19 protein-coding genes and 3 pseudogenes are annotated in these 20,323 nt (G+C 40.2%); 10 read left to right on the forward strand and 12 right to left on the reverse strand.

Annotation, left to right across the window (positions count from 1 at the left end; genetic code table 11):
* Window positions 1–224: 224 nt before the first annotated feature.
* Both ACZ1G6_RS15925 and ACZ1G6_RS15930 read left to right on the forward strand, forming a co-directional pair.
* Window positions 225–839, forward strand: a complete 615-nt coding sequence (locus tag ACZ1G6_RS15925; protein WP_472617187.1) for a LysE family translocator — start codon at window positions 225–227, stop codon at window positions 837–839.
* Window positions 840–886: 47 nt separating this feature from the next.
* Window positions 887–1,420, forward strand: a complete 534-nt coding sequence (locus ACZ1G6_RS15930; protein ID WP_472617188.1) for a gamma carbonic anhydrase family protein — start codon at window positions 887–889, stop codon at window positions 1,418–1,420.
* A gap of 4 nt (window positions 1,421–1,424) precedes the next feature.
* Here ACZ1G6_RS15930 and aroE read toward each other — a convergent pair whose 3' ends face one another.
* The 10 genes and pseudogenes from aroE to ACZ1G6_RS15980 form a co-directional block, all read right to left on the reverse strand.
* A complete protein-coding gene (aroE, locus tag ACZ1G6_RS15935) occupies window positions 1,425–2,264 on the reverse strand; it encodes a shikimate dehydrogenase (RefSeq protein ID WP_472617189.1) in 840 nt (279 codons plus the stop codon).
* A 104-nt stretch (window positions 2,265–2,368) separates the two neighbouring features.
* Window positions 2,369–3,085 (reverse strand): OmpW family outer membrane protein, encoded by a 717-nt coding sequence (locus ACZ1G6_RS15940; protein ID WP_472617190.1) that lies wholly within the window; start codon window positions 3,083–3,085, stop codon window positions 2,369–2,371.
* A 188-nt stretch (window positions 3,086–3,273) separates the two neighbouring features.
* Window positions 3,274–4,220: pseudogene (gene hemF, locus ACZ1G6_RS15945) on the reverse strand (oxygen-dependent coproporphyrinogen oxidase).
* Window positions 4,217–4,510 (reverse strand): Sua5/YciO/YrdC/YwlC family protein, encoded by a 294-nt coding sequence (locus tag ACZ1G6_RS15950; RefSeq protein ID WP_472617191.1) that lies wholly within the window; start codon window positions 4,508–4,510, stop codon window positions 4,217–4,219. Before ACZ1G6_RS15950 ends, hemF begins: the two are co-directional and overlap by 4 nt.
* A complete protein-coding gene (locus ACZ1G6_RS15955) occupies window positions 4,491–4,772 on the reverse strand; it encodes a Sua5/YciO/YrdC/YwlC family protein (RefSeq protein ID WP_472617192.1) in 282 nt (93 codons plus the stop codon). Before ACZ1G6_RS15955 ends, ACZ1G6_RS15950 begins: the two co-directional genes overlap by 20 nt.
* Window positions 4,765–5,151 carry a DNA topoisomerase family protein gene (locus tag ACZ1G6_RS15960; RefSeq protein WP_472617193.1) on the reverse strand — a complete coding sequence of 129 codons (387 nt, stop codon included), beginning with the start codon at window positions 5,149–5,151 and terminating at the stop codon, window positions 4,765–4,767. Before ACZ1G6_RS15960 ends, ACZ1G6_RS15955 begins: the two co-directional genes overlap by 8 nt.
* A 36-nt stretch (window positions 5,152–5,187) precedes the next feature.
* Window positions 5,188–5,322 (reverse strand): annotated as a pseudogene (locus tag ACZ1G6_RS15965) (topoisomerase DNA-binding C4 zinc finger domain-containing protein); the annotation flags it as partial.
* Window positions 5,323–5,344: 22 nt separating this feature from the next.
* Entirely contained in the window at window positions 5,345–5,821 is a 477-nt protein-coding gene (locus ACZ1G6_RS15970; RefSeq protein ID WP_472617194.1) for a DUF494 family protein, read from the reverse strand.
* 2 nt (window positions 5,822–5,823) lie between these two features.
* Window positions 5,824–6,966: a DNA-processing protein DprA gene (dprA, locus tag ACZ1G6_RS15975; protein WP_472617195.1), complete on the reverse strand. Its 1,143-nt coding sequence runs from the start codon at window positions 6,964–6,966 to the stop codon at window positions 5,824–5,826.
* Between the two features lie 58 nt (window positions 6,967–7,024).
* Window positions 7,025–8,131, reverse strand: a complete 1,107-nt coding sequence (locus ACZ1G6_RS15980) for a LysM peptidoglycan-binding domain-containing protein (protein WP_472617196.1) — start codon at window positions 8,129–8,131, stop codon at window positions 7,025–7,027.
* Window positions 8,132–8,421: 290 nt separating this feature from the next.
* On the opposite strand from ACZ1G6_RS15980, the gene def reads away from it, so the two are divergent.
* The 4 genes and pseudogenes from def (at window position 8,422) to trkA (ending at window position 12,663) form a co-directional block, all read left to right on the forward strand.
* Window positions 8,422–8,934 (forward strand): peptide deformylase, encoded by a 513-nt coding sequence (gene def, locus ACZ1G6_RS15985; protein ID WP_472617197.1) that lies wholly within the window; start codon window positions 8,422–8,424, stop codon window positions 8,932–8,934.
* 33 nt (window positions 8,935–8,967) lie between these two features.
* Window positions 8,968–9,897 carry a methionyl-tRNA formyltransferase gene (fmt, locus tag ACZ1G6_RS15990; RefSeq protein WP_472617198.1) on the forward strand — a complete coding sequence of 310 codons (930 nt, stop codon included), beginning with the start codon at window positions 8,968–8,970 and terminating at the stop codon, window positions 9,895–9,897.
* 5 nt (window positions 9,898–9,902) lie between these two features.
* Window positions 9,903–11,246 carry a 16S rRNA (cytosine(967)-C(5))-methyltransferase RsmB gene (rsmB, locus tag ACZ1G6_RS15995; RefSeq protein ID WP_472617199.1) on the forward strand — a complete coding sequence of 448 codons (1,344 nt, stop codon included), beginning with the start codon at window positions 9,903–9,905 and terminating at the stop codon, window positions 11,244–11,246.
* A gap of 38 nt (window positions 11,247–11,284) precedes the next feature.
* Window positions 11,285–12,663: pseudogene (gene trkA / locus ACZ1G6_RS16000) on the forward strand (Trk system potassium transporter TrkA).
* Between the two features lie 15 nt (window positions 12,664–12,678).
* Here trkA and ACZ1G6_RS16005 read toward each other — a convergent pair.
* Complete coding sequence (locus ACZ1G6_RS16005; protein WP_472617200.1) at window positions 12,679–14,130, reverse strand: TrkH family potassium uptake protein; 1,452 nt, start codon at window positions 14,128–14,130, stop codon at window positions 12,679–12,681.
* Window positions 14,131–14,600: 470 nt separating this feature from the next.
* Here ACZ1G6_RS16005 and polA point away from each other — a divergent pair, with 470 nt between their 5' ends.
* On the forward strand, window positions 14,601–17,381 hold the full coding sequence (gene polA, locus ACZ1G6_RS16010) for a DNA polymerase I (protein WP_472617201.1): 2,781 nt from the start codon (window positions 14,601–14,603) through the stop codon (window positions 17,379–17,381).
* Between the two features lie 148 nt (window positions 17,382–17,529).
* Here polA and yihA read toward each other — a convergent pair whose 3' ends face one another.
* Window positions 17,530–18,129, reverse strand: coding sequence for a ribosome biogenesis GTP-binding protein YihA/YsxC (yihA, locus tag ACZ1G6_RS16015; protein ID WP_472619001.1), 600 nt, complete (start codon window positions 18,127–18,129; stop codon window positions 17,530–17,532).
* A gap of 170 nt (window positions 18,130–18,299) precedes the next feature.
* Between yihA and ACZ1G6_RS16020 the strand changes: the two genes are divergently transcribed.
* The 3 genes from ACZ1G6_RS16020 (at window position 18,300) to ACZ1G6_RS16030 (ending at window position 20,317) form a co-directional block, all read left to right on the forward strand.
* A complete protein-coding gene (locus ACZ1G6_RS16020; protein WP_472617202.1) occupies window positions 18,300–18,935 on the forward strand; it encodes a c-type cytochrome in 636 nt (211 codons plus the stop codon).
* A gap of 402 nt (window positions 18,936–19,337) precedes the next feature.
* Window positions 19,338–19,859, forward strand: coding sequence for a Der GTPase-activating protein YihI (gene yihI, locus ACZ1G6_RS16025; protein ID WP_472617203.1), 522 nt, complete (start codon window positions 19,338–19,340; stop codon window positions 19,857–19,859).
* Between the two features lie 8 nt (window positions 19,860–19,867).
* Window positions 19,868–20,317: a DUF2489 domain-containing protein gene (locus ACZ1G6_RS16030; RefSeq protein WP_472617204.1), complete on the forward strand. Its 450-nt coding sequence runs from the start codon at window positions 19,868–19,870 to the stop codon at window positions 20,315–20,317.
* The last annotated feature ends 6 nt before the right edge of the window (window positions 20,318–20,323 follow it).

The raw sequence follows: 20,323 nt of genomic DNA on the forward strand, positions 1-20,323 counted from the left end.
GCGAGCGCGCATTCTACACACATATAATTTGGGGTCAATAGCTTTTTGATGATTTTTGTCATTTATAAGCTATTTAATGATAAAATTAGCCCAAGTGGCTAAAATACACCCTAAATCACCCGTTTTGTTTAAAATACCTGTAACTAAACACGGTATTTTACGCGTTTGTTATAACGGCAATAATTTAGTTTTCATTACACCTTTATTTTACAAACGGTTCTTACATGCCAGACATAGCTGTTTTACTCATATTTGTTCCGACATTTTTCTTTATTTCGATTACACCCGGCATGTGTATGAGTCTTGCAATGACATTAGGTATGCGATTTGGTATCGGCAAAACACTATATATGATGTTGGGCGAGGTGATAGGCGTTGCAATTGTTTCGACACTATCGGTAATAGGTGTAGCGAAAGTGTTGTTGGCATATCCGTTAATATTTATGGGCCTTAAATGGTTGGGCGCTGCGTACTTGTGTTATCTTGGGTTTAAAACATTTAAAACCCCCGTAGAAATAAATAGCCACGCATCTATCAATGATGTCAGCGCAACAGGTTTATTTTCACAGGGTTTTATAACGGCTATTGCCAACCCAAAAGGATGGGCATTTATGATAGCAATATTGCCGCCATTTATTGACACACAAAAACCACTTACACTACAAATGATTGTGTTGATTGGCATTATTATGATGAGTGAATTCTTAAGTATGTTGATTTACGCTAGCGGTGGTAAGACACTATCAAAACTTTTAAATAATAGTCCTCACGCACAATGGGTAAACTGGATAGCAGGTGGCCTACTGGTCATTGTTGGTATTTGGTTGGCATTGGCATAGCTTGTACTTCTTCGATACACTGATAAAAAACCGAGTAAATTACCACCATGACTATTGTTAACTTTAAAGGCAACTTTCCAGTATTTGATAATTCCGTTTACATCGAAGAAAGCTGTTTTGTGTCTGGCGATGTAAAAATTGGGGCCGACAGTAGCCTATGGCCGCTAGTTGCAGTGCGTGGGGATGTAAACAAAATTAGGATTGGCGAACGTAGCAACGTACAAGATGGCAGCGTTATCCATGTCAGCAGAGCAAGTACCATTAATCCAGATGGTTATCCAACTATCATTGGAGACGATGTTACTGTTGGTCATAAATGCATGTTGCACGGTTGCATCATTGGTAATCGAGTATTGGTGGGTATGGGCGCAATAGTGTTAGACGGCGCCGTTGTTGAAGATGAAGTACTCATTGCAGCAGGTTCATTGGTACCACCTAAAAAAGTACTTGAAAGTGGTTATTTATATGTGGGTAATCCAGTGGTTAAAAAGCGCCCTATTAATGAAAAAGAACGTCGCTTTTTTAAAGATACCGCGGCCAATTATGTTGCACTGAAAAATGAGTATATGACAAGTAAATAAGTATTCAACCTTGCGCTTTTAGCCTTTCTAACACTGATGCTGTGTCAGGACGCTCTGAAAACCATAAATAAAAGCTCTGTGCCGCTTGTTGCACCAGCATACCTAAACCATCTAGGGCTTGTTGGCATCCCTTTGCCTGAGCATGTTTAACGAAAGGTGTACTATCATTGCTATAGACCATGTCATAAACACTTGTTTGTGAGGTGTATACGCTATCATCAATACTGGGAACCTGTCCTTGTAAACTCAAAGAGGTCGCATTAATGATAATGTCAAACTTTTGCTGGTCGGGATCTTGATAAGTAAACCCTTTCCCTACACTGTATTGATTAATCAAATTAACTAACGCTTGTGCTTTGCTTTGGTTTCGATTGCTTACGTGTAAGGCATTTACACCAGCATCAATAAGAGCAGGAACCGCACCTTGAGCAGCACCTCCAGCGCCAATTAATAATACAGATGCCCCTTCAAGGGATAGACCATTTGCCTTAAGATCATTGACCAGACCAATACCATCAGTGTTATCTCCAATGAATGTGTCTTCACCACTTTGATTAGACTGACGAATAATCGTGTTCACCGCTCCTGCAATGCTTGCTTGAATGGATAGCTTATCGACCCAAGCAAATGCATCATGCTTAAATGGCATTGTCACGTTTGCGCCGATTGTCCCTTTTTGAGCAAAAAATTCATTTGCAGAAGTAACAAATCCATCAACAGGCGCTAAACGCTTTTGATAGATCAAATCAAGGCCAAATTGTGCAGCAAACATATGATGAATAATAGGAGATTTGCTTTGTGCTATCGGATTACCAAAAACACAAGCCATTGTAGTGTTTGACAATGTTTTCGCCTTGTTGAGAGAGTGTGGTGAGCATCATACCTAATTTTTAGACATAAAAAAGCCTTGCATCAACATGCAAGGCTTCAGTACTTAAACGCTTTATCTTAGAAAGTGTAACCGACAGACAATGTATATACCCATGGATTTATATCGATATTATCAACACGACCCAAGTCTGCGCCATTAACACTAAATGTAGCGTCAGTTTCGATATTAATATAACGAGCCGATGCATTTAGATAAATACCATCTGAAATTTCATAATCAGCGCCAATTTGTGCTGAAAAACCAAATGATGCGTCTAACTCAAGATCAGATATCTGTGCACCACCGGCATTTGCAGCAACTAAGTCAACTGCACCAGCGTCAAAACTCTCATCAAAGAAAATTGTATAGTTTAAACCAGCGCCTACATATGGACGAAACTTTGAAGAAGCATCATTAAAAAAGTAATTGACGGTAACCGTTGGTGGCAAGTGCTTGGTGTCACCTAGCTTGACGCCACCTAAAATCTCAATATCGTGAGAAAATGGAGTAGCTGCCAACACTTCAACGTTAACATTATCAGTTATAAAATACGCGAAATTAAGACCTAACTGCGTATTATCGTCAACATCAACTGGACCAAGCAACACGTTGCCATCAGCAGGGCCTATAGGAAGACTAAAATCTGCGCCGCCTACCTGAATATTTGAACTGCCAGCATCTGGTGCGACAGTAGTAAAACCGCCTCGAATTAGAATATCGCCTGCTTCATGAGCGCTTGCGAAGGTGCATGTCATTGAGGTTAAAACGGCTAATGCCAAAGCTGATTTTTTCATATTGTACTCACTATAATTGGTTAATTAATAAATCTGCCAAGAATAATAAGATACGTAAAAAATAATATATTGATCTAGATTAATGTTTGCTAAGCACTTGATTTACAGTAGTTTAATTCGTTGATCTAAATCAAATAATTTCGAATAATTAAGATGGTTCTGTTTAAATCATCGAAAAAAATTTGTAATTAGTGATCTAGCTTTAACCAATCAATGGGTTTTAAGTATTGCATAATTGCACCTTCTGGCGTCTCACTAGAAGGTTGGTAGTTATACTCCCATCTTGTGAGTGGCGGCATAGACATCAAAATAGACTCTGTGCGTCCACCTGTTTGTAGACCAAATAAGGTTCCGCGGTCATAAACTAGATTAAATTCAACATAACGTCCGCGTCGATATAATTGAAAGTGACGCTCTCGCTCGGTAAAAGACATCTCTTTTCTTTTCTCAACAATCGGCACATATGCATTAAGATAGCCATTACCGACAGCTTTCATGAAATCAAAAGACTTTTCAAAGCCCCATTGATTTAAATCGTCAAAAAACAAGCCTCCCACACCTCGAGTTTCGTTTCGGTGTTTCAGATAGAAATATCGATCGCACCATTGCTTGTACTCATTGTAAATATTTTGGCCGAAAGGCTCACACAAATCATGAGCAACTTGATGCCAATGCTTTGCATCTTCAACAAAAACGTATGTTGGTGTTAAATCAAATCCTCCTCCAAACCACCAAATTGGATCTTCACCTTCTTTTAAAGCGACAAAAAATCGAACGTTTGCATGTGAAGTTGGCACATAAGGGTTATGTGGATGTATCACCAAAGAAACGCCCATCGCTTGAAAGCTACGTCCCGCTAACTCAGGTCTTGCTGCTGTTGCAGAAGCAGGCATTTGTGTACCAAATACATGAGAAAAGTTTACGCCTCCTTGCTCTATTACTAAACCATCTCTCATAACTCGAGACCTTCCGCCTCCCCCTCGTCGCGCTCCCAAGTATCTTCTTTAAAATCTCCACCACCATCTGCCAATGATAAGGTTTGGCAAATTTCATCTTGTAACTTCAATAGATAGGACTTTACCTGTGCTATTTGTTGTTGTGATATATCAAGTAAAGGTTCAGCATTACTGCTCATGCGCGTATGGTTTCCATTGTTAAACTGTGAAATATTTTGCTAGGTGTCGCCTGTTTACCTAAGTCCCCTTCAATAACGTTCAGTGTATCACCAAAATATTCGCGAAGCTCTTGCACAGACCGAGCAGGCTCAAGTGTCGCAGGATTTGCACTGGTAGATACCATTGGAGCATTTAACACATTGCACATCTTACGCACGAGTGGATGGGAGGATATTCGCACCGCAATCATATCGGAGTCGCCGCTTATCCAAGCTGGGGTATATGAAGATTTAGGTAACAGCCAAGTCACTGGGCCTTAGCCAAGTCGAAAGTATCGTTGCTTGCGAGTCATTAGGTAATGCGTCAAACATCACATACGGATTTACTTGGGCAAAATCGCTTGCGATAAGTATTACCCCTTTTTCGACTTCACGGGATTTTAGGGCTAAAATCTGATAAAGTGCTTCTTTATTCTGAGGATCGCAACCCAAGCCAAAAACAGCTTCAGTTGGATAAGCAAACACCTCACCATCATTATACCATTTCGTTAGATTTTTCATTTGTTCATTCATGTGTAGACTCATCAATTTGTTTAGCGCAATCTTTATTAGGGCATATAAAGGTTGTCATTGAATCAGGCTTAGCAAGCATCACCGATGAGCCACAACTATCGCACGTTTTTTCAACGGGCATATTATTAAATATATGCTTACATTTTGGATAGTTATCGCAGGCATAAAAAAGCTTCCCAAACCTATTTTGTTTTACTTGCATCATTCCTTTTGAGCAACTAGGACATATTACCGGCGTGTATTTTGCCTGTTTTTTGGCTGATTGATTAGTCGAAATAAAATGACAATTAGGAAAGTTTGTACAACCAATAAACATGCCAAAACGGCCTTTTTTTACCGCTAACAAAGATTGACAGTCAGGGCACTGGCTTTCATCCATGATCTTAATGATATCGATGTCAGTCCGATTGAGTGATTTGGTATAATCACATTTTGGATAAGTAGTGCAGGCTAGAAAACTATTTTTACCTACATGCTTTATTCGTAGTGGATTTGCACAGTCAGGGCAGTCTCCATATGCAAGTTGGTGCGCGTCGTGATGAGGGAAAATTTCGCTCTTTTTTTAGTCACAGCTAGTGTAGCGCACCCTCGGGCAATTCAAACAGTAAATCTTCCATCTGTTCATAAGCTGTCTCTTTTCCAGGGACGTTAAATAACACCATTAAAACGACCCATTTTAAATCCACTAAACAAAATTCAGAAGATTCAATTTCCATTACTCTGTCAATCACCATTTCTCTGGTTGAAGCACACAATACATTTATTTGCTCAAGGAATAACAAAAACCCTTGGCATTCTATATCCAGCTTTTGTGATTCTTCACTCGAGAAAATCCGATGGCTAGACAAGGCATTTGCGTAATGTAAGTAAGGTGTTTTATCAGTGCTTTGCAAGTCACAAAGTTTTTCTAACCATGCTAATGCTTTGTAGATTTCATCGTGGTGAAAGCCTGCCCTAATTAATTCGTCGGTAAGTTCATCATGGTCAACCATGATATCGGTTTGGTTGTTGACTAAATTCTCAAATAAATACATGAGGATGTCGAACATGTTTAGCCCCTCAATTTAATGTAGCCTTCTGCGGTAGAAGTAACTATGCCACGCAACTCATATTCTAATAATTTTGTCAGTATGTCAGGTAGCGACATACCGCTGCGGGTAGCGATCAGGTCAACTGATGTAGCGCTATAGTCAACACTATCTAACAATGGATCAGATGCCAAGCTTTTGCGTATATTTTTTTCGTTTTTATTTGGCTGGCTTACTTTTTGATTATGATAGCAACTAGGGTATTCATCGATAATATCTTGCGCATTTTCAATGAGTTTGCCTCCTTGCTTAATCACCATATGCGCACCTTCAGCCATTGGACTATTAATATTATTGGGTACAGCAAATACATCTTTGTTTTGTTCAATTGCATATCTTATCGTCACCATCGAGCCACTTTTTATCGTTGACTCAATTAAAACAACGCCCATACTCAAAGCGCTTATAATGCGATTTCGGCGAGGAAATAACTGGGGAATCGGTTTTGTGCCAAGTGGAAATTCAGAGATTAGCGCACCAACATTGGCGACTTCTTTAAATAAGGCACTATGTCTTTTAGGATAAACAATATCTACACCACATGCTAAAACCCCAATAGTAGGTATATTGTTTGCCACGCTTACTTTATGGCATGTCCCATCAATACCAAGCGCTAACCCGCTGATCGTACAAAAATTAGATAACTCTCCCAACTCTTGCACAATTGATTGGCATGCCGTATTTGCATATATGGAAGGCTTTCGTGTACCAACAAACGCAATTTTTGCTTGGCTTAATATCCTTGGCGCTCCAACAACAAATAGAAAAAGAGGCGGTCGAGTAATTTCTTTTAGTTCTGGAGGGTATAAGGCATGATCAAAGCCAATAAAATGATGCTTGCAAGAGCCTTTGACCCAATCATCGCTGCGCTTTATTTGCTCTTCAAGTGCTTTATTGGGTTGCTTTAACGCCCTGACCTGTTGAGGCGTCCATCCTATCTCAAGAAGTGCTGTTGATGATGCCAATGGAATGTCGGCAAGGCTTATATTGAGCTTCTGGGCTGTGCGAGCCAAAGTGAGATAAGCAATTCCTTTTATATTATCTAGGGTTAGCCAGACACGAATATGCTGAATTGTATCCTGTTTAGGACAATGAGAGTGTGGCATCGTATTCCTTCCATGGAATTATAAACTATAGCGGCGCAAAGAGACGCGCCTTTATAATTTAACGAGGCTTGGCTACGATCTCTGAGCCTTTCAAATATGTTACTGTTTCTGTTATCCAGCCATAGCTTGCGTTGTCGAAAGTACGAACAATCACAAGTTCACCAATCTTGAAGGCAGGTTGGGCAACACGGTCAGTATATCGTAGCCCATCAACAACGGATTCGCTACCGATCGCATAGCTAGGATTATCTGTATTAACAACGTCTGGACCTTGCTGATAAATCCCCATTACCATGCCGGGTTGAACACTATCTGAACCTAAATTGACGATAACGATGTCTTTAGTCGAGGCTAGTACGTTGCCATTTATATTGCGCACAACTTCCCCTACTTGGTCTGTCGCTGGCGATAAAATTAAATTCTCGCGAGGAAACTCAACAGAAGAAATGAGCTTATCACCTTGCTTTGACTCTAAAGTGGCGTTTTGCATACGAATAATTTGTGTATTGCCATCTAACTTTTCACTGACAGTGGCATCGCCGATGTGTGTCACTTGCAAGCCAAGAATATTCTGAGCGCTATCTACCACTAAACCTTGCTGTCTTACTACTTGCAGACCTTCAGTTTCCTCGATATCACCTTGCAATGTGAATACAAAATCTTCGTCCGCGAATCTAGGAGTGCCAAAGTTATCACCAAGAACAGTAGGTAACGCAGCGTACTTTTCAGGCGCAATAAGTCGATCATTTTTGATGAACGGGTCGATTAGGTCCCAAGGCAAAATATCGATAGGCTGTGGTTTGACGCGTTGGCGCGAGTCTGGCGTCATCACAAACGATTCTTTTTCACGATCACGGTTGACTACGTCTAATACAGGGCGACCATTTTCGTAACGAAGTCGTAATTCATCGCCAGGATAAATTAAATGTGGATTTTCAATCTGCGTATTATTTCTCCAAAGCTCTGGCCATAACCAAGCTTCGTTTAAAAATATACCCGAAATATCCCACAAGGTGTCACCTTTTTGCACCGTGTAAGTCACTGGCGCATCACTGCGAATACTGATGACATCTGCGAACGAAATTGAAACAGGCGCCAGTAGCAGTGAGATAGAAAATACCGCTGCTTTGACGAATGAGTGATGCTTAACCGTTTCAAAAATCATGTAATTGCCTTTGTAGTTCAAATTTACCGTAGAGCGATGTGTCTATTATACGCACAAAAAGTTAACTAGTAACCGTTGTTATCGGTTTGAATTATATAAAGTTAACCCTTAAGCGCCTAATAATGCAAATATATACTTATAAAAAACAATACACAATGGGATGAACGCGCTCGATTATGGTATCATTTGCGGTGTATAATATTTGATAGTTTACGCGCAAACAGCGCGAGTTTCATAAGTAATTGTGCATCAATGTTATAAATATTGATACTGACCAAGAGAGTAAATTTATGGCTGTACAACACGTACTTACCTTCCCTGACGAGCGCTTACGCACGGTTGCCAAGCCGGTAGACACTGTAGATGAAGGTGTTAGAACCTTAGTGGATGACATGTTTGACACTATGAAGGATGAAAAGGGGATTGGTCTAGCGGCGACCCAAATAGACGTGCACCGTCGAGTTGTCGTGATGGATGTTTCTGAAAATCAAGATACTCCTTATGTTTTTATCAATCCTGTGATCATTGCCAAACAGGGCTCAACAATTAGCGAAGAAGGCTGCTTATCAGTACCTGATAACTATGCAAAAGTAGATCGAGCAGAAAAAGTGACTGTTAAAGCATTGAACAAAGATGGTGACGAATTTGAGCTTGAAGCTGAAGGTCTGCTAGCAGTTTGTATACAACATGAACTTGACCATTTAGACGGAAAGTTGTTTGTCGATTATTTATCGCCATTAAAACGACAAAGAATCCGAAAAAAACTTGAAAAAGAAGCACGACTAGCTGCAAAAGCCAGCTAGCCAATCTTATTAATAGGATAAATACTTACATTTATGCGAATTATCTTTGCAGGGACGCCTGATTTTGCAGCCTCCCACCTTAACGCTTTACTTGACACTGAGCATGACATTGTTGCTGTTTACACGCAGCCAGACAGACCAGCAGGTAGAGGTAAAAAGCTATTGCCAAGCGCGGTTAAACAACTTGCGTTGAACCATAACATTGACGTTTATCAGCCACCCACATTAAAGTGTAAAGAGGCTCAAAATCAGCTAAAAGCAATAGAGGCTGATATTATGGTGGTTGTAGCGTATGGTTTGATCTTGCCTACCGAGGTGTTACATATCCCTAAATTAGGTTGTATTAATGTGCACGGCTCTATTTTACCGAAGTGGCGTGGCGCAGCGCCTATACAACGCGCTATATGGGCGGGAGATAAAACCACCGGCGTCACAATTATGCAAATGGATGAAGGCTTAGATACCGGCGACATTCTTTGCGTTCGCAAAATCACCATTACAAAAGAAGATACCAGCGCTACTTTGTATAATAAGTTAGCTCAGTTAGGACCAAGCGCATTAATCGAGACTCTGCACAACATAGCAATGCTAACCCCTATTAAACAAGACGATAACCAAGCAACTTATGCAAAAAAGCTCTCTAAAGAGGAAGCAAAGATTGATTGGACACTCAGCGCTGAGCAGTTACTCAATAACATTAAAGCGTTTAATCCATGGCCTGTTGTATGGTTTGTCCACAACGGTACGCCAATAAAAGTATGGCAAGCAAAACGTGGCGATTACAGCACGTCAGCGGTACCCGGTGAAGTGTTGTCATACGATAAACATGGTCTGGTGATTGCTACGGGCGAAGGGCAAATAGTGCTAACAAACATACAACTATCAGGTAAAAAAGCGCAAGATATTAGTCAATTAGTTAATGGCCAAGCCGCGCTTTTTAAGCCCGGTAATGTATTGGCTTAATCTATATGTCTCGACAAAATACCTTAACGTTAACTTTTAAACATAGGCCTAACCTCCGAGCAGATGCAGCATGGGCTCTATATCAGATTTTAGAAAATGGCCATTCAAGCGCTAAACTGATGCCAAAGGTCTGGGAAAGGCACTTTGATTCGAAAGATAGAGCCCGTTTGCAACAGCTAATTTATGGGTGTTTACGAAAGCTACCTAGCCTACAAGAGTGGATAAGGACATTGCTTGATAAACCCCTCAAGGGCAAACAAAAAATAATCGAACACTTAATCATGGTAGGCATGTATCAAATTGCATTTGCGCGTACCGCAGACCATGCCGCAGTTTCAGAAACGGTAAACGCCTGCAAGGTCATGAAAGAAAATGCTTTAGCAGGGCTAGTTAATGCTGTACTAAGACGCTTTCAAAGAGAATCTATTTTTGAGCAAAGCTCAAGCCAAGCACATGTTCAAATCGGTTTACCCAAATGGCTTTACAAAGGTATTTCACAATCATACCCAGACAACTATGTTGAAATAGCAAGGTCAATGCAAGAACAAGCACCCATATTTTTACGTGTTAATGCATCTCAAATATCAGTAGAGGCCTATACAAGTATATTGGAAAAAAATGGTATTACGTTTGTAAAGAACAAAGACAATAGTATTTTGTTGGACAGGGTTGGCGATATTACTCAACTACCGGGTTTTGAAGATGGTTTGTTTGCGGTGCAAGATAGAGCGGCCCAACAGGCATCTAGATTACTAAACTGCCAAGCGGGTGATATTGTTTTAGATTGTTGCGCTGCCCTTAGTGGCAAAACAGCTGCAATAATTGAAAGCCAAGCGGACCTTACGCACTTATATACATTAGAACTGTCAAAAGAGCGCAATAAACGAGTGATTGAAAACCTAAGGCGTTTACAGCATATAAGTTCGCACGCACACAAAATCACGATCTTAGAGGGCGATGCAAGTGAATTATCAAACAACCATGATATTCCGCCACTTAACAAGATTCTATTAGATGCGCCATGTTCCGCAACAGGGGTGATAAGACGACACCCAGACATTATGTGGCTTAGAAAACGAAGTGATATCGAAGTATTAGCGGCTTTACAAAAGGTAATACTTGAACAAGCTTGGCAAAAATTACAAAAAGGAGGTGAACTTCTTTACGCCACTTGTTCAATTTTACCCCAAGAAAACCAAGAGCAAATTACCGCATTTATGAATAATCATAAAGATGCTAAGCTGATACCCATAGAAACAACAAATGGTGACATGGTCGACATGTGGCAGATCCTGCCCGGGCAAGACAATATGGATGGTTTCTTTTATTGCAAGCTCAGAAAGTGCTAAGCTACTAAAAGTTAGTAGTATTTTACTAAGAAAAACAAATGAAAATAATCATTATAGGTGCAGGCCAAGTCGGCGGTACATTAGCTGAAAACCTTGCAGGTGAACAAAACGAAATTACTATCATTGATTCTGACAATGACATTCTAGGATCATTGCAAGATAGACTCGACCTACAAGTTGTCTGCGGTATTGGCTCTCACCCTGATGTACTCAAAAAAGCGGGAGCAGAAGACGCTGATATGCTTATTGCTGTTACAAACAGTGATGAAAACAATATGATGGCATGTCAAGTTGCATACAGCTTATTTAAAACGCCCACGAAGATTGCGCGAGTTCGCTCTGAACAATATATTATTTACCAAGACCAATTATATAAAAACAAAGAAATACCCGTTGATCATCTTATCGCGCCCGAACAATTAGTTACCGCCGCAATTAAAAGACTAATTGACTACCCTATAGCGCACTACAAGTAGTTGAATTTGCAGAAGGAAAAGCCAGTTTAGTTGCGATTAAAGCTTATTATGGCGGCTTACTTGTTGGTCATGCACTTTCCGCATTGAAAGAACACATCCCTAATGTCGATACCAGAGTGGCAGCAATATATCGCCGAGGTCGCCCTATTCGCCCGCTTGGCTCTACCGTTATTGAAGCTGACGATGAAGTGTTTTTTATCGCTGATACTAAACACATCACAGCGGTAATGAGTGAACTCCAAAAGTTAGAGTCTAGTTATAAGCGTATAATGATAGCTGGAGGTGGACTTATTGGCGCGGGCTTAGCTAAAAAGTTAGAGCACAATCACAATGTAAAATTGATTGAGTTTAATGCCCAGCGTGCTCAATATTTATCGTCAAGACTAGACAAAGCCACTGTGTTTCATGGCGACGCGTCCGATTCAAGTTTACTTACTGACGAAGGCGTCGAGCGCGTTGATGCCTTTATTGCAGTAACTAATGACGATGAAGCCAACATCATGTCGGCAATGCTTGCAAAGAGGCTTGGAGCCGCCAAAGCGATGGTGCTAATTCAAAGAAGTGCATATGTTGATTTAGTGCAAGGTGGTGATATAGATATTGCCTTTTCACCACAACAAGCAACAATCTCAGCATTGTTAACCCATATTAGACGTGGCGATATTGTTAATGTTCATTCGCTACGACGCGGCGCAGCTGAAGCGATAGAAGCAATCGCGCATGGAGATGAAAACACCTCAAAAGTAGTTGGAAAAGAAATACGCGATATCAAACTACCGCCTGGGACCACCATTGGTGCTGTTGTTCGAAATGACGAAGTAATTATTGCCCATGGTGATACCAAGATTCACGCAAATGACCACGTTATTTTGTTTTTAGTCGACAAGAAGTTTATCAATGATGTTGAGAAACTATTCCAACCAAGCGCCCTTTTCTTTTAAGCGTCGGGAGCTTAATTAGCTGCGCCAGAATGTGGGCGAAAAGAGCACGAGTAATGAAAAAATCTCTAGTCGACCAAACAACATGGCTACCATTAACAACCATTTTGCCCCATCAGAAACGGCCGCATAGGTTCCCGCAACAGCGCCTAATCCGGGGCCAAGGTTATTTAGCGCAGCAGCAGTGGCTGAGAATGCAGTAATGTTATCTAAGCCCGTACCAATAAGGCCAATCATGATAAATACAAAGACAATGGCATAAGCTGCAAAGAAACCCCAAACGGCTTCTACTACTCGGCTTGGAACTGCTCGGTCACCCAACTTTACTGAATAAACTGCTTTTGGATGGATTAATCTATCAACTTCTCGTTTACCTTGCAGGAAAAGTAAAAATACACGGATAACCTTTAGTCCGCCACCGGTTGAACCTGCACACCCACCAATAAAACTAGAAAATATTAATAAAATAGGAAGAAAAGCTGGCCACGAAGCGAAGTCAGTTGTAGCAAAACCCGCTGTAGTACTAATTGACACCGCTTGAATCAGGGCCTTGTCAAGCGCAATATCAGCGCTATCATAAACAGAATAATAAACTAAAACCAAGAAGCAAATGGAGACTAAACTAAACTGAATCGTAAAAAAGGCCCGACATTCAGGATCTCTAAAATAGTTTTTAATGTTCCTGCCGCTCACAGCAGCGTAGTGTAAGGAAAAATTAAGAGCTGCAATCCATAGAAAGATTACACAAACAATATTTACCGCAGCACTATTAAAGTATCCAAGACTTGCATCATAATTTGAGAAGCCGCCAATCGCGATTGTTGAAAAAGCGTGGCAAACCGCATCAAACAGATTCATCCCTGCTACCCAATATGCAAATGTGCAGGCAATGGTGAGTGAAAGATAAATATACCAAAGATGCTTTGCTGTATCTGCAATCCGAGGAGTCATTTTAGAATCTTTAACAGGTCCGGGCGTTTCGGCACGATATAACTGCATGCCACCCACACCAAGAATAGGTAAAATCGCAACGGCTAATACAATGATCCCCATGCCGCCTAGCCATTGAAGTTGCTGTCGGTAAAATTGCACAGCCTTAGGTAAAAACTCTATACCTTCTATTACTGTGGCGCCGGTGGTCGTTAGGCCTGAAAATGATTCGAAAATAGCATCCGTTAGACTCATTTGTGGTTGGTCAAGCAGAGCAAATGGCAATGCGCCAAATGTTGCTAGGACCGTCCAAAATAGAACGACGATCATAAAGCCTTCTTTGGCTCGTAAATCTGTTTTGTCATTGCGTGTGGGATACCAAAACGCGATACCGGTTATAAAACTTAAAATAAAAGCAACGAAGAAAGCTAGCCCGCCACCATCACCATAAATGAGTGAAATTAACGCAGGCGGAAGCATAGTCACACTGAAAAGCGCAACCAATAGGCCGAGTATTCTGATTATTGAGCGGTATTGCACCTGCGTTATCCTTGCGTTTGGATATCAAACTAGGAGATACAGCATCTATTGCCGTTACCAATTTTAATGCCAATCCTAGCATGTTAGTTATAACTCATTGAACAGAAAAGATAAAAAAAATAAGTGTTTTTTTTCTTGGCATTGTTTTAATTTATGCTAACTTTATAGTCCTAAGTACAGCGCAAAGCATGTGCTTAAAAAACGTTTCTATTTCAATAAAAGCAAACTAAAGCTCAATAGTGAACGTGGCAAGTTGGGAAGATTACAAGAAAACGGAAAGTTGGATACCAACGAGAATTATTCTAAATCTTGATCTCTAAAGTACTTTTTTCGTTAAGATTAAGGTATATTTTTTGTGCCATTTTGAAAGTTACCAACAAACTTATCCACAGAATAAAATTAACTCTAGGCTTATTTTTTCTTTATGATACAAATGCTTAGATTATAAAATTAATTTATTAAGGTAAATTATGCACACACCAAAAAAAAGCCCACTTGTGTTAGTCGATGGTTCTTCATACCTATTTAGAGCATTTCACGGACTGCCTCCCCTAACAAATTCTAAAGGTATGGATACCGGTGCAATATATGGCGTTGTCAATATGTTGAGATCCTTGGTAAAAGAATATGATCCTAGTCATATGGCAGTGGTATTTGATGCAAAAGGGAAAACCTTTAGGGATGACATTTACAAAGAATATAAAGCAAACCGCCCTCCTATGCCCGACGAATTGCGAACCCAGATAGCTCCGTTACACAAAATAGTAGAGGCAATGGGCTTTTCAATGATTGTCGAAGAGGGAGTAGAAGCAGATGATGTTATTGGGACACTGGCCAAGCAAGCGACTCAAAAAGGGATAGATTGCGTTATCAGTACTGGCGACAAAGATATGGCTCAGCTGGTAAATCAACATGTCACACTTATCAATACAATGACACGCACCGCGATGGATATTGACGGGGTAGTGGAGAAATTTGGTGTTCCTGCGGAACTGATTATTGATTTTTTAGCCTTAAAGGGTGACAAAGTCGATAATATCCCGGGGGTCCCAGGAGTTGGAGATAAAAGCGCAGTGGCGCTGCTTAATGGTATTGGTGGCATCCATGACATTTATAATAATCTAGACAAAATAGCGGCCTTGGAGTTTAGAGGGTCCAAAACAATGGCTAATAAAATGGCCGAATACAAAGAGCAAGCGCTATTGTCGTATGAGCTAGCAACAATAGCAGTCGATTTGAAGCTAAACATTGAGATTGAATCGTTAACAATTGATGAGATGGATAAACCCCTACTTAGGGAAATGTTTGCTGAGCTAGAATTTAAACGTTGGTTAGCAGAAGTCAGTGATGCTCAAACGCTTGCACAAGTCACCAGCGAAAAACAAAATGATACAGATCAAAGCGAGACTTTGTCTCCCATAAGCTCACAAGACTATGAAACAATCTTCACACAATCAGCCTTAGATACTTTAATCACTAAGATTCAAGGTGCAGCGTATTATGCAATTGATACAGAAACAACCAGCTTAGACTACATGCAAGCTCAAATTGTGGGTTTATCTTTTGCATTTGAAGAGCCCAATGACAAAACAAGAGCTTATTACATTCCATTGGCTCACGACTACTCTGGCGCACCAGATCAATTGGATTTAACGGATGTTCTTGGACAGCTAAAACCTTTATTAGAAGACAAGGTAGCTAAAAAAATTGGCCAACATATTAAGTATGATAAAAATGTACTTGCCAATTATGACATTCATTTATCAGGTATTTTATGCGACACAATGTTAGCGTCGTACGTACTCAATAGCACTGCAACTCGTCATGATATGGATAGTTTATCGTTAAAATATTTAAGTCATAAAACCATCAGTTTTGAGGAAATTGCGGGCAAAGGCGCAAAGCAACTTACCTTTAACCAAATAGATATTGATGTTGGTGCTAAGTATGCAGCAGAAGATGCTGATATTACTTTACGTTTATATCAACGCCTTAATACCCTGTTAAAACAACAAGATGGTTTGTTAGATCTGCTTAACGACATTGAAATACCTCTATCGAGCGTACTGTCGCAAATGGAGCAAACTGGTGTCCTTATCGATTCGCAACAGTTAGGCCAACAGAGTCAAGATCTAGCCAAACGGATTGTAGAGCTTGAATCTGCTGTTCATAGCCTTGCTGGAGAAGAATTTAACCTAGGATCAACTAAACAACTTCAACATATTCTATTTGAGAAACTAGCACTACCTGTTAAAAAGAAAACGCCTAAGGGCGCACCATCAACGTCTGAAGAAGTGTTGCAGGAGCTGGCATTAGAATATGAGCTTCCCGCATTAATAATGCAGTACCGAGGGCTCACCAAGCTAAAGAATACATACACAGATAAACTACCGAAAATGATTAATCACCGAACAAATAGGGTGCACACTTCTTATCATCAAGCTGTAACGGCAACAGGTAGGCTTTCCTCTAGTGATCCTAATCTACAAAACATTCCCATTAGAACATCAGAAGGCAGACATGTAAGACAAGCCTTTGTTGCACGTCCAGGTTTTAAAATTGTTGCGGCGGATTATTCCCAAATAGAACTTAGAATTATGGCTCACTTAAGCAAAGATGAGGGCCTCGTTAATGCTTTTGCAAAAGGCTTAGATGTGCACAAAGCAACCGCTGCCGAAGTCTTTGGGAAATCATTAGAGGATGTTACTGATAATGAAAGAAGAAGCGCAAAGGCCATTAACTTTGGTTTAATCTATGGCATGTCTGCGTTTGGTTTAGCAAAACAACTTAACATTTCCCGTTTTGATGCTCAAACTTATATGGACAAATACTTTGAGCGTTACCCGGGTGTAATGACCTATATGGAAGCCACTAGAACAGGCGCAAAACAGACAGGATTTGTATCAACCGTATTTGGCCGCAGATTGTACCTACCTGACATCAATGCCAGTAATGGGCTAAGAAGAGCTGGAGCAGAACGGGCAGCTATTAATGCTCCAATGCAAGGCACTGCAGCTGACATCATTAAAAAAGCAATGATTAGCGTTCAGTCCTGGATGGATAATATAGAAGACCGCTCTGACATCATCATGATTATGCAAGTACACGACGAACTAGTGTTTGAAATAAAAGAGAGTAAAGTTGAAAAATTCAGCCAAAAAATAAATCATTTAATGGAATCATGTGTCAGCTTGGACGTACCGTTGTTAGTAGAAGCTGGTATAGGAAACAATTGGGATGAGGCTCACTAATATTATTTTTTCCAAATAATATGAACTTAATCGTTATAGTGTCGTCCTACTTATGAATGTGTTGTTTCCCTTGTGTGTATTGAGCCCCGTTTTGTGTGTTAACGGGGTTTTCTTTTTTTAGCCGTTCGCTTTTCGTATCAAGTGTTGGCTATTCTTCTAACGACAACCAATTAGATAGTACCTGCTCGGTTTCCGGCAAACCAATCCCTGTTAGCGAAGAAAACACGTGCACAGTAACATCGGCATTAAACGCAATACATGCTTCACGTATAGTGAGCAGCTGTGATTTACGTCTACCTGTTTTCAACTTATCAGCTTTGGTCAACAAAATAAGCACAGGCAGTTTAGCGCTTGCAGCCCAGTAAATTAAATCTTGATCAAGGTCTTTCATCGGGTGACGGATATCCATCAGAACAACCAAACCTTTAAGACATTCACGCTTTTGTAGGTACTCGCCTAGCGATTTTTGCCATTTTAACTTCATTTGCAAAGGGACTTTCGCATAGCCATAACCAGGTAAATCAACTAACCGTCTTTTTTCATCTAACTCGAATAAGTTGATTAATTGCGTTCGTCCTGGTGTTTTACTTGTCCGCGCAAGGCCTTTTTGTCTAGTAAGACGATTTAAAGCACTTGATTTGCCGGCATTAGAACGTCCCGCGAATGCTATTTCGGCACCATCAAAAGGTGCTAAGTGAGAAATATCAGGCGCGCTGGTGAGAAATTTTGCTTGAGTAAAAAACGACATAATCTTCTTTTGTTGTCTATATAGCGCTAAGTTTACACCGAAATCACCAATTTGTTGCATGTAAATCCATAGTATTATCAAGGAAATGTTTTTTTAAGCCGTTAAGTATGTAAAAATAGCGCACCACAACAGAGTGTGTTCTGATAATCCTCATTTTAGAGAGTGTATGTATGAAAAAATATTGTTTGCTTATAGCGTTGCTAGCAGGTTTTAATGCTTCGGTACTAGCGCAAGAAAGCTTGGTTGGCGATCCGGAAGCTGGCAAAGCAAAGTCGATTACTTGTGCAGCTTGTCATGGTACCGACGGTAACAGTGCGATTCCTATGAATCCTAAAATAGCAGGGCAACACGCTGGTTACTTAGCGAAGCAACTTACAGAATTCAAACTAGCCGGCCAAACCGGTGGACAAGAAGGTAGAAACAACGCGGTCATGAACGGTATGGCGATGCCTTTATCTGAGCAGGATATTGTTGATTTAGCAGCATATTATTCTGAGCAAACACTCAAAATTGGTGAGACACCTGAAGATGTTATTGCCGCAGGTGAAGCCTTATATCGTGGCGGAGATGCACAGCGCGGTATTACCTCATGTATGGCTTGTCATGGCCCAGATGGTAAAGGAATGAATTTGGCAGGTTTTCCTGTTGTTGGAGGCCAACACGCCGCTTACACACAAACTCAGCTTGAAATGTTTCGCTCTGGCGACCGAAATAATGACTTAAATGGCATGATGAGAGATATCGCAGTAAAACTTACTGACGAAGATATTGCTATACTTTCTAAATACTTAGAAGGTTTACACTAATTATTTGTAAATATTTTGTTAACTTTTGTTGAAATATACAAAAATTCACGTATTATCTACACAACTTCTTAGCAGGGCCTGTTAAATGGCTAGTTAAGACGTACTATATAAATAATAAGAAAGTGTAATGGACGACCGAAAAAAGTTCGTTAGTTTTGTTAAAAATAATAAAAAGTAAACTAACATTGAACAGCAGCACATGAAGTGCTTATACGGGAGAGGTGTCAACAGACACTCATTAAAACGAGGCGATAGTGCATACTATCGCCTTTTTTCTTTTCTAACTTTGTCTAATCTATTCATATCCATGTATAATCCGCACAAACAAAGCTTAGCGCCCCTTCAATAACGCTTAAGCTAGCAGAGTATTGCTTTGCATTATCACCTAAGGTTTTGAAAACTATGGCTCATTCAAAAAAATCGCGCAAAGGTGGACCTATCGGCATCGCAAAAACAGATGCTAATAGACCGCCTAGGTCAAAGGCTCCCAAACGAGTCAAAGCAGATACTGGTAATAAATCGGGTTCTCGGCAGCAAGTATCCAAAGTGAAATCACAAAGAAACACTGATGCAAAAGATCCTAAATTAGGTAGCAAAAAACCGATTGACTTAAATAAATATAAAACCGGTGCAAAACCCATTGCTAAAAAAGAGTCGCCAAAATATAAAACCCCTCAAGAAGAGCTAGCTGCAATTGAAGCAGATGATTACTTAGACGAACTACTTGAAAAGCAACTTGATGGTAAAGTATCTAAGTCTGAGTTGACTTACATCGAACAAAAGACCGCTAGATATGCAATTTTATGTGACTTGCTCGGTATTCAAGCAAATAATTCTGAACAAACAAATGATGAACAAATAAAAGATGAAATTGATCCCTTTGATGCATTAGACGCAATAAAGCTCGACGATTATAAGGATTAATATTAACGATGAATATTTTGGCGATCGCTATGACATTGATTGGCGCAGTAATAATAGTCGCCTTGGGCTTATATGCTGGAAAGCTTCTTTTTTTAGTCAAGCAGCAAAGTGATAAGCAAGAAAGTGTTAGACGCAAAAGAATAGATAGTATGCAATCTTCTATACAAACGATTGCGTTCGCCATGCAACAACAGCAATGTGATTTATCTGAAGGTGTGATTCGAATTTGCCGTCTACTAGAGGCGCTTCCTCTTGACCCCTTGCCAGACTATCGACACTTATACCCTTCAGTACATGCACTTTTTGATAAAGTAAAGGAATACCCAACTCATGAGCAACGTCAGCAACTAAGTAAAAAAGAAAGACGAGCCCAAGATAAAGAAAGAGAACAATTTGAAAGTGAGTTTGAAAGTAAAGTACTGAAGGAAACAGAGAGTTTAAGGCGCTTTACCGCGTAATATAGT

The organism is Glaciecola sp. HA4-3 (assembly GCF_055693685.1).

What these genes read in the sequence shown, in the direction of transcription:
- fmt (WP_472617198.1), top strand. Translation starts at nt 8,968, where the DNA reads ATGCGAATTATCTTTGCAGGGACGCCTGATTTTGCAGCCTCCCACCTT.
- ACZ1G6_RS16030 (WP_472617204.1), top strand. Translation starts at nt 19,868, where the DNA reads ATGAATATTTTGGCGATCGCTATGACATTGATTGGCGCAGTAATAATA.
- yihI (WP_472617203.1), top strand. Translation starts at nt 19,338, where the DNA reads ATGGCTCATTCAAAAAAATCGCGCAAAGGTGGACCTATCGGCATCGCA.
- ACZ1G6_RS15960 (WP_472617193.1), bottom strand. Translation starts at nt 5,151, where the DNA reads ATGGATGAAAGCCAGTGCCCTGACTGTCAATCTTTGTTAGCGGTAAAA.
- ACZ1G6_RS15970 (WP_472617194.1), bottom strand. Translation starts at nt 5,821, where the DNA reads ATGTTCGACATCCTCATGTATTTATTTGAGAATTTAGTCAACAACCAA.
- rsmB (WP_472617199.1), top strand. Translation starts at nt 9,903, where the DNA reads ATGTCTCGACAAAATACCTTAACGTTAACTTTTAAACATAGGCCTAAC.
- dprA (WP_472617195.1), bottom strand. Translation starts at nt 6,966, where the DNA reads ATGCCACACTCTCATTGTCCTAAACAGGATACAATTCAGCATATTCGT.
- polA (WP_472617201.1), top strand. Translation starts at nt 14,601, where the DNA reads ATGCACACACCAAAAAAAAGCCCACTTGTGTTAGTCGATGGTTCTTCA.
- ACZ1G6_RS15980 (WP_472617196.1), bottom strand. Translation starts at nt 8,131, where the DNA reads ATGATTTTTGAAACGGTTAAGCATCACTCATTCGTCAAAGCAGCGGTA.
- yihA (WP_472619001.1), bottom strand. Translation starts at nt 18,129, where the DNA reads ATGTCGTTTTTTACTCAAGCAAAATTTCTCACCAGCGCGCCTGATATT.
- ACZ1G6_RS16020 (WP_472617202.1), top strand. Translation starts at nt 18,300, where the DNA reads ATGAAAAAATATTGTTTGCTTATAGCGTTGCTAGCAGGTTTTAATGCT.
- ACZ1G6_RS15955 (WP_472617192.1), bottom strand. Translation starts at nt 4,772, where the DNA reads ATGAATGAACAAATGAAAAATCTAACGAAATGGTATAATGATGGTGAG.
- def (WP_472617197.1), top strand. Translation starts at nt 8,422, where the DNA reads ATGGCTGTACAACACGTACTTACCTTCCCTGACGAGCGCTTACGCACG.
- ACZ1G6_RS15940 (WP_472617190.1), bottom strand. Translation starts at nt 3,085, where the DNA reads ATGAAAAAATCAGCTTTGGCATTAGCCGTTTTAACCTCAATGACATGC.
- ACZ1G6_RS15925 (WP_472617187.1), top strand. Translation starts at nt 225, where the DNA reads ATGCCAGACATAGCTGTTTTACTCATATTTGTTCCGACATTTTTCTTT.
- ACZ1G6_RS15930 (WP_472617188.1), top strand. Translation starts at nt 887, where the DNA reads ATGACTATTGTTAACTTTAAAGGCAACTTTCCAGTATTTGATAATTCC.